The sequence below is a fragment of the Streptomyces sp. NPDC047880 genome (assembly GCF_040706515.1).
Lineage (GTDB): Bacteria > Actinomycetota > Actinomycetes > Streptomycetales > Streptomycetaceae > Streptomyces.
Map to the genome: position 1 here is coordinate 49,804 of NZ_JBEZOK010000025.1, position 12,722 is coordinate 62,525.

Genomic DNA, 12,722 nt, shown 5'->3' on the forward strand with positions numbered 1-12,722 from the left:
TCTGGGAATACGGGGAGGGCGAGCAAGCAGGACATGCCGGCCTACGGGACGCCGGCCGGATCACCAGGGAGGCCGCGATGGCGGGGCCGCAGCCCACGGAGGCCGCTCACGGGCCGTCCGTGCCGACGGCGTCCATCGCGCCCGCCGTACCGCTGGACGCCATCGGTGCCGGCGCCTACATCGTGGACGAGCAGGGCTGCATCATCGCCGTGAACGCCCACGCCGAGCAGATCCTGGGCCGACCCGCAGCCGAGCTGATCGGACACGACGCGCACGACCTGCTGCACCGCGGCCCGCAGGGGCAGCCCCTGCCGAGAACCCAGTGCGCCATGCGGCAGGCCTTCCACGCCGGGCGCACCGCCCAGGCCGACGAGGACTACTTCGCCCACGCCGACGGCACCGTGCTGCGCATATCCTGGCTGATCACGCCGTACGACATCGGTGACCGCCACGGCGGCACGCTTGTCGTCTTCCACGCCCCCGACCCCGCGCGCCGGACCGAGCCGCAACCGGAGCCGGCGGAAGAACCGCTGTCGGAGCTGGCACGGCTCGCCCTCCTGGCCGAGACCACCACACAGCTGACCTCCACGCTCGACGTCGACGAGGCGCTGCGGCGGCTGGTGACCCTGGTCCTGCCCCGCCTGGCCGACTGGGTGATCGTCGACCTGATCACCGAGCGTGACGAGGTGTGGCGCACCGTCGTGGTCCACGCCGACGGCGAGACGCTCACGCACCACGAGGACCTCCGGGGACCGATGCCGCCCATCCCCGAGGAATCCCCGATGCCCCTGTCCAAAGCCCTGCGCGGGGTCGCCTCGAACCTGGCCGGCCCGCAGACCTACCAGGGAGCGCCGGACTCCGGCATCGCGGTCGAGCAGCGCCGCCTGTTCGACGTCACGGGGATGCACTCCGCGGCCATCGCGCCCATCCGCAGCACCCGCGCCGTGCTGGGAGCGCTGACCCTGGGCCGCGGCGAGAACCCGGCGGACTTCACACCCGCGGACCTCCCCCTGATCGAGGACATCGCACGCCGGGCCGGCCTGGCCCTGGACAACGCCCGCCTCTACCAGCGTCAGCGCAAGGTCGCCGAGACCATGCAGAACCACCTCCTGCCGCAGATGCCGGGCCTCTCCGGTCTGGAGATGACCGTCCGCTACCTGCCCGCACCCGACGCCTCCCAGGTCGGCGGCGACTGGTACGACGCCTTCTCCTTGGCCGACGCCTCCACCGCCCTCGCCATCGGCGACGTCGTCGGCCACGACCTGGAGGCGGCGGCCGGCATGGCGCAGGTCCGCAACATGCTCAGGGCCTACGCCTGGTCCCAGCACGAGCCGCCCAGCCGGATCGTCGAGCGGCTCGACGAGGCGATCCAGCACATCACCGACGTCACCATGGCCACGACGATCTTCGCCCGCGTCGAACCGGCCGACGACGGCCACTGGCAGCTGTCCTGGACCAACGCCGGCCATCCTCCGCCGCTGCTGATCAGCCGGGACGGCCTGGCCCGCTACCTCACCGACGGTCACGGCATCCTGCTGGGCACCCAGACCGGCACCCGGCGCCCGGACGCCACGGCGCAGCTCCCGCCCGGCTCCACCCTGGTGCTCTACACGGACGGCCTCGTCGAAGCGCCCCGCCGCACCCTCGACGAGGGGCTGGAACGGCTGCGCCAGCACGCCGCCGCCCTGGCCCACCGGCCCCTGGCCTCGTTCACCGACCAACTCCTGCGCCGCGTCCGCCCCGCGGGCAACGACGACGACGTCGCCGTCCTGGCCGTGCGCGTCCCCATCGGCTGACCGGGACGGATCACACGCCTGCGGCCGAACGGCCCCGGACGCCCGCGTCGCGCCTCCCGACGTCCCGGGACCATGTCCCGGCTGCGCTACGAGGAACGCCGGCCGTGCGGGCGGCAGGGGCGGACGGCCTCCACTGCCCCGACCTTCCGTCCTTCTCATCCGCCCCGAGTGCTCTCCCTTCTCGCCGCGAGGAACCGGCGCAGCACCGGCCACCCCCGTCACGGAACGCCTCCTCGCACCCTGTGCGGGCGCCACGGCTCCGGCACCACCCGCAGCACACCGCGGGAGGGCGTACCCCCCCCGGCGGCGATATTCGCTGTCGCGGGGCCCGGTGTGACGCACATACTGACGCGGTGCAACCAGTGACACTTGAGACCGGGCGTCTGGTGCTGAGGCCCTTCGGGCCGGGCGACGTGGACGCGGTGTACGACGCCTGCCAGGACGAGGACATCCAGTTCTACACGCCGGTACCGGTGCCCTTCGGGCGGGCGGACGCCGAGAAGCGGGTCCGCGAGGAGTGGCCCGAGGGCTGGGCCCTCGACAAGGACTACGTCCTCGGAGCGTTCCGAAAGGACAACGCTGCGCTCGTCGGGTCCTACTGCCTGACCAAGGTGAGCGCGGGCGTCTACGAGCTCGGCTACTGGGCGGTCAAGGAGCAGCGCGGCCGGGGCTATTCGGTCGAGGCGGCGCGGGCGCTGTGCGACTGGGGGTGGGCCCGCCTCGACGTCCACCGCATCGAATGGTGGGCCATGACAGGCAACACCGGCTCACGTGCCGTCGCCGAGAGACTGGGCTTCACCGTCGAAGGGACGCTGCGCAGCCGTGGCATCGCCAACGACGGCGAACCGCACGACTGGTGGGTCGGTGGGCTGCTGCGGGCCTGAGGGGCAGCGCGTGGGCCGGTCTTCGTGGCCGCCGGCGCGGTTCCGGGACTCCGTCACGACCCTTCGCAGGAGGCCACGGTGAGGGTGGGGACCGGGCAGACCCGGCTCGTGGTGCTGCGGGGCAACAGCGGATCGGGGAAGTCGTCCATCGCGGCCGGACTGCGGGAGAGGTTCGGGAGGGGGCTGGCGCTGGTCGGCCAGGACAACCTGCGCCGCGTCGTGCTGCGGGAGAGAGACCGGCCGGGTGCGGCGAACATCGGTCTGATCGACCTGACGGCCCGCTATGCCCTCGACGCCGGGTACCACGTCGTCGTCGAGGGGATCCTGTACGCCGACCACTACGGCGAGATGCTCACCCGGCTGAGCAGCGACCACCGCGGGCCGACCCACGTCTACTACCTGCATGTGCCGTTCGAGCAGACCCTCGTCCGCCATGCCACCAAACCGATCGCGAACGAGGTCGGCGAGTCGCAGCTGCGTGAGTGGTACCGGGAACTGGACCTGCTGCCCGGTGGCGTCGAGACCGTCATCGGTGCCGACAGCACCCTGCGGGAGACCGTCGACCGCATCATGCTCGACACGGGCCTGGCCGGTCTGCCCGCGATCGACCGCTAGGTGCCGCGGCACCAGCCCGCCTCACCCGTCCGTACGTGCCGGGCAGGGCGCGGGGGGTGCGGCGCGGTGAGGATGGGCGGTGCCGGGTGCCCGCGCCGGCAGCTCCGTGCTGCCCGGTGGGACGCGCGGCTGTCGCTGCCGGTACGCGCGAGGGAGAGGTATGACCGAGACCGACGAGGCCGGGGCCTTCTCTGCCGGGGCCGCCTGGCCCGCGGAACACCGCGACCCGAGGACGGGCATGGTCGACCTCCGGCGCGTCGGGGCGAACCCGGACCACTGGTACCCGGTCGCCCTGTCGAAGAAGGTGCGGACCAGGCGAGCGTTCGCGACGGCGTTCGCCGGGGAACGCATCGCGCTCTACCGCGGGGAGAGCGGCTCCGTGTACGCCTTGGAGGACCGGTGCGCCCACCGCCAGGTGCCGCTGAGCATGGGGGTCGTGGAGGGCGAGACACTCCGCTGCTGCTACCACGCGTGGGCCTACCGCGGTGACGGCCGCATCTCGCAGATCCCGTACCTCTCCAAGGGCGACGGCCGGCCGCCGCGCGGTGTGCGCGGCTACCCGGTGCGCGAGGCCTACGGCCTGGTGTTCGTGTTCCCCGGCGATCCGGAGAAGGCCACCGCCACCCCGCTGCCCGACCTGCCGGCGTTCGGCTCCCCGCGGTACAGGACGATGACGTACTCCCGCACCGTGCGCTGCCACTACTCGTTCATGCACGAGAACCTGCTCGACATGAACCACCAGTTCCTGCACCGGGGCGTGGTCGGCAGACTCCACCCCGAACTGCTCGACTCCCGTACCGACGAACGGTCGGTGGAGGCCAGGTACCTGTTCAGCCACACCGGGGGCAGGCGGAACCGCGGGGCCAGTCTGCTGGCCTCCGAGGGCATCGGAGGCAGCGACTCCCGCGACGTCATGACGATCCGCACCGAGTACCCGTACCAGACCCTCGACCTGGTCCCGGAGAACGCCGAGCGGCCGGCCTTCCGCCTCTGGGTCGCGTACGTGCCCGAGGACGCCGAGCAGCGCCGGTGCCACACCTTCGGCCTGCTCATGATCGAGAAGCCGCGCGTCCCCGGTGCCCTGCAACTGGCCTGGCCTCTCATCAGGCGCTTCACGGAACGGGTGTTCGCCGAGGACAGGATGGCCGTCGAGGCCGAGCAGCGGGCCTGGGACGAGCAGGGACAGGACCGTAACCGTGAGGTCTTCTCCCTGATCCTGGACGTCCGCGAGGTGCTGCGCACCAACGGCGTGCCGATCCGCCCCCGGGCCGGCGCGTGCGCCGCGGCCTCGCTGTGCGACGGGCAGGACCGCGGTCCGACGGCGGTGACGGGCATCTCCTAGCGATCGCACGCGGAGCGGTGCGGTTCAGGCGAAGAAGTCCCTCAGCCCCGGGCTGAGTTCGGCGGGTCCTTCGGTGGGGGGAGTGATGCGCAGGCATCCGGCAGGGTGACCACCCGGGCGGCAGGACGGCCAGGCGTGAGAGCTCAGGCGGGCGAGACGGGTCGGCGTCAGAATGATGGCCCCGCCGCGCGTCGAACGGCCGGGGCTCACGTTCCGGCGGGTCCGACAGCCGCCCTCACGGGCGAGGGTTGGTGCGGCGCCACCGCGGGCGGGCGTCGTAGCCCCGGCGTCCTGCCACCGACGCGCAGCGTGGGCACTGGCGCCGTACCCGGTCCGCGGCGCCACCGGACTCCGGGAAGGTGTCCGGCCGGCCCACGTGCGGGAAGCGCACCAGCCGGGAGCGGCTGAGGGACAGGCCGCAGACCGTCTCCTTGCGGCCCGGCTCCCAGGCGTGCACCTCACCGGACGGCAGCCGGCGCCGGCCCTCCTCCTCGTCGGTCCACTGCCCGGACGCAGCGACGGCGTACCGCTTCGTGCCCGCCACGGCGGGTCAGCCGGCCGGGTGCTCGACGCGCAGCCGCACCTGTTCCTCCAGCCGTCGCAGACTGGTGTCCAGCGCGTCGGCGACGGCCTGCTCGCCCGGGTCATGGCCCTGCTCGAAGAACGACAGGTGCACGGTGACCTCGCTGGCGCCGCCGTCGAGCCCGGCGACCTGGAGCCAGCCCGCGTAGCCGCCCTGGTCGCGGGTGCCCCACTCGAGCCGCATCTGCTCCGGCCGGGCGCGCAGCAGGGCGGAGGTGTCCTCGTCGGTGCGGTCCTCGTGCACGGTGACGGCCGGCAGCTCCCCGGCCTCCACATGGAGGTCCTCCGGCAGCCAGCTGTCCAGCCGGCCGACGTTCGCGGCCTGGTCGAAGACGTGCTCGGGCTGGGCGGGCATCGTGCGGGAACGTTCGTACTCGGTCATCGCCTTACCGGCCTCATCTCGGGGTCACAGCCCGCACCGTGTTCCCGTCTCGGCCCGGGCCCAATCGCGAAAGGCCCCGCCCGCACGGGTGCGGACGGGGCCTTCCACCGGTAGGTCAGAACCTCGGCTGCGGGGTCTGCGCCTGGACGAGTTCGTCCGCCTCCGCCTGCGTCTCCACGGACGGCGGGGAGCCGGCCAGGGGCTTGTTGGCGGTCTCGCGCATGCACAGCACGGCGATGACACCGACGACCGCCGCGCCCGTGGCGTAGTACGCGGGCATCAGCGTCGAGCCGAAGGCACTGATCAGGGCGGTGATCACCAGCGGTGTCGTACCGCCGAAGATCGAGGTCGCCAGGTTGTAGGCCACCGAGAGCGAGCCATAGCGCACCTGCGTCGGGAAGATCGCCGGGAGCGCCGCCGACATGGTGCCGAGCATCGCCACCAGTGAGAGCCCCATCAGCAGCAGCCCCAGGGTGATGAGGACGACGCTGCCCTGCCGGATGAGCAGGAACGACGGCAGGGACAGGAACAGGAAGCCGAGCATCCCCGCCATCAGCAGCGGCTTGCGTCCGAAGCGGTCCGAGAGCCGCCCGACCTGGTTGATGACGCACATCTGCAGCACCATCACGACGAGCAGGATCAGCAGCCCGTGATCGGTGCCGTAACCCAGTTCGTCGGACAGGTACGTCGGCATGTACGACAGCAGCATGTAGTCGGTGATGTTGTACGCCGCGACCAGCGCGAGGCACAGCAGCAGCGGCCGCCAGTACCGGGTGAAGATCTTGCCGAGGTCGGCGGCCGCCGAGGTCTCCACGGCGTCGGCCGCCTCGCTCGCCTTGGCCTGCCCGCCCTCCAGCTTCTGGAAGGCGGGCGTCTCGTCCAGCTTGAGCCGCAGGTAGAGGCCGATGAGGCCGAGCGGGGCCGCGACCAGGAACGGCACGCGCCAGCCCCACGACAGCATCTGGTCCTCGCTGAGGAGCATCTGCAGGACCACGACGAGGCCGGAGGCCCCGACGTAGCCGGCGAGCGTGCCGAGCTCCAGGAAACTGCCGAAGAAGCCGCGCCGCTTGTCGGGCGCGTACTCGGCGATGAACGTCGAGGCGCCCCCGTACTCGCCGCCGGTCGAGAAGCCCTGCACCAGCCGGAAGAAGATCAGCAGGGCCGGCGCCCACAGCCCGATCACGGCGTGTGAGGGAACCAGTCCGATGGCGAAGGTCCCCACCGCCATCATGATCATCGTGAGGGAGAGGATGCGCTTGCGCCCCAGCTTGTCCCCGAGCGGCCCGAAGACCATGCCGCCGAGCGGACGCACCAGGAAGGCCACCGCGAAGGTCGCGAAGGAGCCGAGCAGCTGGGCGGTGTCGCTGCCGGACGGGAAGAAGACCCGTCCGATGGTCGACGCCAGATAGCTGTAGATGCCGAAGTCGTACCACTCCATCGCGTTGCCGAGGGCGGCGGCCTTGGTGGCGCGCTTGACCGCCGCCTCGTCGGTCACCGTGATGTCGCTTCGGCGCAGCTTCGGGTGACGTCGTTTCTCGACCGCCCGGAACAGCACCCGGTGTCGTTTCACAGCCGCGGGATCCACCGACTCGTCGTTGTCGGTCGCCGCCATCACGTGGTTCCTTTCGCCGGTCGCATTCCCAAGCACAACGCCTGCACAGATCTCGCGCGCTCAAACTGACCCCTTCGCGCGGCGGCGGTCGATCACGGCACGTGAGGCACGGGTGCTCAGGGACGAGAGGCGGCCCACCGTGCCGTCCGGGAGGATCTCGGAGACGGGTGTGTGCCCGGGCCCCGGCGGGGGAACTTGGTCCGCCGGGTGCGTGCCTGGTGAGAGGAGCCCAAGTGACAGCGTCAGCGGCGGGCGGCCACGACCGGGGAACGCAGGAGGACGGGTACGAGCCCGACCCGAACCGCTGGCGGGCCCTGTGGGTCACCCTGGTGGCCGGCTTCATGAGCCTGCTGGACGTCTCGATCGTGGCCGTCGCCCTGCCCACCGTCCAGCAGCAACTGCACGCCTCCGCCGCCGAGGTGCAGTGGGTGGTGTCCGGCTACGCCCTCTCCTTCGGCCTGGCCCTCGTCACCGCCGGCCGCCTCGGCGACGCCCTGGACCGGCGGCGCATCTTCCTCGTCGCCCTCAGCGGCTTCGTGCTCTTCAGCGCCGCCTGCGGAGCGGCCCCGAACATCACCCTGCTGGTGGTGGCCCGGCTCGCCCAGGGCCTGGCGGCCGGCTTCATGGCCCCGCAGAACTCGGCGCTCATCCAGCAGATGTTCCGGGGCGGCGAGCGCGGCCGAGCCTTCGGCTTCTTCGGCGCCACCGTCGGCATGTCCTCCGCCGTCGGCCCCCTCACCGGTGGCCTGATCCTCGCCCTGGCCGACGGAGCCCAGGGCTGGCGGTGGATCTTCTACGTCAACGTGCCCATCGGCATCCTCGCGGTCCTCCTCGGCCGCCGCCTGCTGCCCCGCACCCCGCGCTCCGGCCGGGAACACGTCGACCTGCCCGGCGTGGCGCTTCTCGGACTCGGCGTCCTCGCGCTCATGTATCCGCTGGTCCAGGCCGAGACCGGCGGCCTGGCCCGGCTCTGGTGGCTGTTCCCGGCCGGGGCCGGACTCCTCTTCGTCTTCAGCCGCTGGCAGCGCCGCCTCGTGGACCGCGGCACCCAGCCGCTGCTCGACCCGCGGTTGTTCACCAGCGTCCGCGGCTATGCCATCGGCGCGGGCGTCGGCACGCTCTACTTCATCGGCTTCAGCGGCGTCTGGCTGGTCTTCGCCCTCTTCTACCAGCACGGTCTCGGCTTCTCCCCGCTCGAGTCGGGCCTCGCCGTGACGCCCTTCGCCCTCGGCTCGGCCTGCGCGGCCGCCGCCTCCGGACGGCTGGTGGACCGGCTCGGCCGCCTGCTCACCGTGGGCGGGCTCACGGGCGTGATCCTCGGGCTGGGCGGCACCGCGCTGCTGCTGCGCTTCGCGCCCCTGGACATCGCCCCCTGGATCGCCGCCCCGGTCATGTTCCTCGGCGGGCTGGGCGGCGGGTGCGTGATCTCGCCCAACATCACCATGACGCTGCGCGACGTGCCCGTGCACATGGCGGGAGCGGCGGGCGGCGCCCTCCAGACCGGTCAGCGCCTCGGTGCCGCGGTGGGCACCGCCGCCCTGCCCGGCCTCTTCTACCTGGTGCTCGGCAGCAGGAGCGACGACTTCCGGGGAGCCCTCTTCCTCGCGATGGCAGCCGGGATCGTCGGCATGGCCGCGTCCCTGGCCCTCGCGGCCTACGACTGGCGGCGCGACCGGTGCTCGCGGGAGCCGCACCGCCCGTGCCCGGACGATGTCGCCCACAGTCCCGTGCACGCCCGGCAGAGCTGAGCCTCAGGCGCTCATGGGACCTGCGGCTGAGGCTCCCGCCGGGCGGGCGGGCCGTCGTCCGGTTCGCCGCGCAACGCGCCGAGGGCGAAGCCCGTCATGGACGCCAGGATCAGCAGCGCGAGCGGCCCCCAGATCGCCGGAATGGCCCACAGCGGCCAGTCGTTGGCCGTCTGCGCCCACAGTGTCAGGATCGCCGTGCCGCCCAGGCCGATGCCGTGCCACCGCACCATCTTCGCCGCCGCCACATGACGCGGCTCGCCCCGCGCGAGGAGTGGCCACACACCGCCCACCAGGGCCGCAAGACCGAAGGAGACGCCGGCCAGCGCGCCGCCCAGACGGTCCTCCGGCCACCCCACCGGCCCGTCGGACGTCTGCTGCCGTCGCCCCTCGGCGTCCCGCACCTCGACGACCTGCCCGTGCCAGATCACACCGACGACCCTCTCGTCCGGCTCCATCTCGGACATCACGGGCTCGGTGCGCAGGAACGTCACCTCCCACGGCTTGCCGGACGGCAGCACCAGTTCCGCCTCCGGGGACTCGCCGCGCTCGCCGCGGTTCATGGCGGCGCTCCGCACGGTGAACTCCTGCTCCCACTGAGCCGGCTGTAGGCGAGGGCGATGCCCAGCACCGGCCAGAACGCCAGCAGCAGGAGCGCCGGGGCCTGCAGCCCCACGACCGTGGCGATGGTGCCCATGCCGATGGCGATGCTGGTGGTGGCCGCGGTGCTGGACGCGGCGATGGCGACGCCGTCGACCACGCCGAGGGAACGGCGCAGCGCGGGGCGGGGCTGGGACGGTGCGGACGACATGAGGGGCTCCTCGGGGGAGTGGTGGGAAGAGCCGCGCGGGACTGTGATGGAACAGCCGACGGCCACATTGGGTCAACCCTGTTGACGTAAGGCGACGGGGGCCGTTCACTGCGTACGCGAGGAACCGCCGGCGCACGAGGAGAGGAGTCCACGTCATGACCACCCGTGTCCCGCAGGAACGCAGACGGCGCAGACCCACCCGTTCGGGCATCCTGCTGTCGGAGTACCTGATCGTTCAGACCGCGTTGCGGCTCATCGGCGAGCACGGACCCGAGGCGCTGAGCGTGCGCCGGCTCGGCGCGGCCCTGGGCTGCGACCCGACTGCGCTGTACCGCTACTTCCACGGCACCGACGACCTGGTGCTCGCCATCGCCGACCGGATCATCGGCGACGCCATGGCGGGCTTCGCCCCGGGGGACGACTGGGTGGCGTCGCTGCGCGAGATGGCCCTGAGGGTCCGCGCGGGGTACCTCGCCCACCCCCGCGCCGCGGCCATGGCGGCCCACCGTGTGACCCGGCGCCGCAACGAGATCCGTGCGGTGGAAACCGGGATCGGCCTGCTGCTCACCGCGGGCTTCCCGCCGGCCGACGCCGCGCGGCTCTATCTGGCCTTCATCGACACCGTGCTCAGCCACGCCGCCGCGGAGGCGGCGTTCCAGGCCCTTCCCCCGCAGCAGCGCGAAGCCGACCGGCGGTCGTGGCGCGACGTCTACCAGGGCCTCGATCCGGCGACGTACCCCTCCCTCACCGCGGTGCGCCCTGAGCTGCCCGCCATGGCGGACAGCTCCTTCGAACAGGCGGTGGACCTCCTGCTGGAGGCCCTGGCGGCCCGGGCACCGGCCTGCGAACGCAGGTGACCGGCCCGCGCTACAGCACCTCGGCCCGTCCCGGGGTGTCGTCGAGGAACCCGCCCGACTGGTGCTGCCACAGCTTCGCGTAGGCACCGTCGAACGCCAGCAGCTCCTGGTGCGTGCCCTGCTCGACGATCCGGCCGCGGTCGAGGACGACGAGCTGGTCCATGCCGGCGACCGTGCTCAGCCGGTGCGCCACCACCAGCGCGGTCCGCCCGTCCATGAGCCGCCACAGCGCCTCCTGGACCAGCAGTTCGCTCTCCGAGTCCAGGGCGCTGGTGGCCTCGTCGAGCAGCAGGATCGGCGCGTCGCGCAGGATGGCCCGGGCGAGGGCGACCCGCTGGCGCTGCCCGCCGGACAGCTTGACGCCCCGCTCGCCCACCATGGTGTCGAAGCCGTCCGGCAACGCGTCGGCGAACTCCGTGACGTGGGCCGCCTCGGCCGCCCGGAGGATCTCGGCGCCGGTGGCGTCCGGCCGGGCGAAGGCGATGTTGTCCCGCAGACTGCGGTGGAACATCGCCGGGTCCTGCGGCACGTACGCGATCCGCCCGCGCAGTTCGGCCTGCCGCACCCGGCTGATGTCCTGGCCGCCGACCAGGATGCGGCCGCCGTCGATGTCGGTCATCCGCAGCAGCAGCCGGGTGAGCGAGGTCTTGCCGCCGCCGGACCGGCCCACGAGGCCGATCTTCGTCCCGCTCGGCACGGCCAGGTCCAGTCCCTCGAACAAGGGACGGCCGCCCCGGTGGGCGAAGGTCACCTTCTCGAAGCGGACGTCGGCGGCCCGGGACCGCAACGGTTCCGGGGCCGGCGGGTCGAGCACGGTCGGCGGCGTCAGCAGCAGCTCGGTGAACTGCGCGGCCTCCGTCATCGAGCTCTCCAGCCGACGGTAGATCTGGTTGAACTCGAACATGATCCGGGTCGCGTTGTTGTAGTAGGCGAAGGCGACCACGATCGCCTCCACACCGTGCGTCCCGCCGCCCAGCGCCACCGCGAGGAACAGGCCCATCGCGTTGGTGAGGACGGACATCGGCGCGACCAGCGTGTCGATCCGCAGATTGCCGTAGTCCCACGACCGCAGCGTCAGCCGCCGGGACGTCGCGACCCGGGAGCGGTGCTCGGCGGCCTCGCGGCCCTCCGCGGCGAACGCCCGCACCGTGTCCATGTTCATCAGGCTGTCGGCGACATGGCCCGACACCCGGGCGATGGCCTCCTCACGCTGGTCCACGAGCGCCTGGCGGCGCCGGACGAGCGGTACGACCAGAACCGCCGTGAGCGCGATCATCACCAGGAGACCGACGACGAGCAGCGGTTCGTACCGCCACAGCACCACCGCGCCGAACATCAGCGGCACGAAGCTCCCCACGATCTGGAACGTCAGCGTGTCGACGAACTGCTCGAAACGGGAGGCGAAGCTGAGGACCCTCTTGGTCAGCGAACCGGCGAAGTTGTCGTGGAAGAACGCGGCGTCCTTGGCGAACAGCTCGTCCATTCCAATCACGTACAGATGCTCGATGCCCAGGGCGTCGAGGCGGTTCAGGCAGTGCAGGGCGATGCGCCACAGTGCCTCCGCCACGAGCAGGACCCCCGCGAAGGCGAGCACGTACGGCAGTGTCGAACCGGCCGTGACGTCCTCGTTCCCCGCGATGTCACCGACGAGCTTGGCGACGATCAGCGGCGCGACGTAGTTGATTCCGATGTTGCCCAGCGCCGAGAGCAGCATCGCGGGCGCCGTCCACCGGCGCAGCCGGGACAACTCCCTTCCGTAGTAGCGAAGTGCGAGAAGAACCGAGCGTTTGCCCGGTAATACCCTGTGTGTTTCCGGCGTTTCCATCCCACCCCTGAGTCGTCCTGTGGCCGCCCGCCACGCCGCGCGTGCGGGCAGGGGCCATCGCCGCAACGGATGTGTGAGGTTTCGGGTCGAGTCCGGAAGTGTCCCGCGATGCCGGCCGCGCAGTCCAAGCGTTTTCCGGCCGGTCGGAGGTGTGCGGGGAGCGCCAGGAGGCGCAACGGCCGGGGGCCCGTACGCCGGGGCGAGGCCGCAGAGCCCCCCGGGGCGCGGGTGAGCGACCGGCAAGGGGCCGGGGCCGCCTGACGTGGAGCCG

At 72.2% G+C, this 12,722-nt stretch carries 12 protein-coding genes; 6 read left to right on the forward strand and 6 right to left on the reverse strand.

Annotated features, from left to right (window positions below):
• Positions 1 to 77: 77 nt before the first annotated feature.
• The 4 genes from AB0937_RS30180 (at position 78) to AB0937_RS30195 (ending at position 4,637) form a co-directional block, all read left to right on the forward strand.
• Entirely contained in the window at positions 78 to 1,796 is a 1,719-nt protein-coding gene (locus AB0937_RS30180; RefSeq protein WP_366716187.1) for a SpoIIE family protein phosphatase, read from the forward strand.
• Between the two features lie 362 nt (positions 1,797 to 2,158).
• Complete coding sequence (locus AB0937_RS30185) at positions 2,159 to 2,680, forward strand: GNAT family protein (protein ID WP_366716021.1); 522 nt, start codon at positions 2,159 to 2,161, stop codon at positions 2,678 to 2,680.
• Positions 2,681 to 2,758: 78 nt separating this feature from the next.
• Complete coding sequence (locus AB0937_RS30190; RefSeq protein ID WP_366716023.1) at positions 2,759 to 3,295, forward strand: AAA family ATPase; 537 nt, start codon at positions 2,759 to 2,761, stop codon at positions 3,293 to 3,295.
• A gap of 160 nt (positions 3,296 to 3,455) precedes the next feature.
• Positions 3,456 to 4,637: an aromatic ring-hydroxylating dioxygenase subunit alpha gene (locus AB0937_RS30195; RefSeq protein WP_366716025.1), complete on the forward strand. Its 1,182-nt coding sequence runs from the start codon at positions 3,456 to 3,458 to the stop codon at positions 4,635 to 4,637.
• A gap of 235 nt (positions 4,638 to 4,872) precedes the next feature.
• On the opposite strand, the gene AB0937_RS30200 is transcribed toward AB0937_RS30195, so the two are convergent.
• The 3 genes from AB0937_RS30200 to proP all read right to left on the reverse strand — a co-directional run bounded on the left by AB0937_RS30200 (position 4,873) and on the right by proP (position 7,213).
• Entirely contained in the window at positions 4,873 to 5,181 is a 309-nt protein-coding gene (locus tag AB0937_RS30200; protein ID WP_366716027.1) for a hypothetical protein, read from the reverse strand.
• A gap of 6 nt (positions 5,182 to 5,187) precedes the next feature.
• A complete protein-coding gene (locus tag AB0937_RS30205; protein WP_366716029.1) occupies positions 5,188 to 5,601 on the reverse strand; it encodes an SRPBCC family protein in 414 nt (137 codons plus the stop codon).
• Positions 5,602 to 5,716: 115 nt separating this feature from the next.
• Entirely contained in the window at positions 5,717 to 7,213 is a 1,497-nt protein-coding gene (gene proP / locus AB0937_RS30210) for a glycine betaine/L-proline transporter ProP (RefSeq protein ID WP_366716031.1), read from the reverse strand.
• Positions 7,214 to 7,446: 233 nt separating this feature from the next.
• Between proP and AB0937_RS30215 the strand changes: the two genes are divergently transcribed.
• Positions 7,447 to 8,961, forward strand: a complete 1,515-nt coding sequence (locus tag AB0937_RS30215) for an MFS transporter (RefSeq protein ID WP_366716033.1) — start codon at positions 7,447 to 7,449, stop codon at positions 8,959 to 8,961.
• 11 nt (positions 8,962 to 8,972) lie between these two features.
• Here the strand turns inward: AB0937_RS30215 and AB0937_RS30220 are convergent, their stop codons facing one another.
• Both AB0937_RS30220 and AB0937_RS30225 read right to left on the reverse strand, forming a co-directional pair.
• Positions 8,973 to 9,536, reverse strand: a complete 564-nt coding sequence (locus AB0937_RS30220) for a hypothetical protein (RefSeq protein WP_366716035.1) — start codon at positions 9,534 to 9,536, stop codon at positions 8,973 to 8,975.
• The gene (locus AB0937_RS30225) at positions 9,518 to 9,769 is read right to left on the reverse strand and encodes a hypothetical protein (protein ID WP_366716037.1); all 252 of its coding nucleotides are present in this window, start codon (positions 9,767 to 9,769) and stop codon (positions 9,518 to 9,520) included. Before AB0937_RS30225 ends, AB0937_RS30220 begins: the two co-directional genes overlap by 19 nt.
• A gap of 155 nt (positions 9,770 to 9,924) precedes the next feature.
• Between AB0937_RS30225 and AB0937_RS30230 the strand changes: the two genes are divergently transcribed.
• Positions 9,925 to 10,626 carry a helix-turn-helix domain-containing protein gene (locus AB0937_RS30230; RefSeq protein ID WP_366716039.1) on the forward strand — a complete coding sequence of 234 codons (702 nt, stop codon included), beginning with the start codon at positions 9,925 to 9,927 and terminating at the stop codon, positions 10,624 to 10,626.
• A gap of 10 nt (positions 10,627 to 10,636) precedes the next feature.
• Here AB0937_RS30230 and AB0937_RS30235 read toward each other — a convergent pair whose 3' ends face one another.
• Complete coding sequence (locus AB0937_RS30235; RefSeq protein WP_366716041.1) at positions 10,637 to 12,451, reverse strand: ABC transporter ATP-binding protein; 1,815 nt, start codon at positions 12,449 to 12,451, stop codon at positions 10,637 to 10,639.
• Between the last annotated feature and the right edge of the window lie 271 nt (positions 12,452 to 12,722).

Excerpts from the sequence above, each read along its gene's own strand:
- AB0937_RS30180 (WP_366716187.1), top strand. The coding sequence starts at position 78 with ATGGCGGGGCCGCAGCCCACGGAGGCCGCTCACGGGCCGTCCGTGCCG.
- AB0937_RS30195 (WP_366716025.1), top strand. The coding sequence starts at position 3,456 with ATGACCGAGACCGACGAGGCCGGGGCCTTCTCTGCCGGGGCCGCCTGG.
- AB0937_RS30205 (WP_366716029.1), bottom strand. The coding sequence starts at position 5,601 with ATGACCGAGTACGAACGTTCCCGCACGATGCCCGCCCAGCCCGAGCAC.
- proP (WP_366716031.1), bottom strand. The coding sequence starts at position 7,213 with ATGGCGGCGACCGACAACGACGAGTCGGTGGATCCCGCGGCTGTGAAA.
- AB0937_RS30225 (WP_366716037.1), bottom strand. The coding sequence starts at position 9,769 with ATGTCGTCCGCACCGTCCCAGCCCCGCCCCGCGCTGCGCCGTTCCCTC.
- AB0937_RS30230 (WP_366716039.1), top strand. The coding sequence starts at position 9,925 with ATGACCACCCGTGTCCCGCAGGAACGCAGACGGCGCAGACCCACCCGT.
- AB0937_RS30235 (WP_366716041.1), bottom strand. The coding sequence starts at position 12,451 with ATGGAAACGCCGGAAACACACAGGGTATTACCGGGCAAACGCTCGGTT.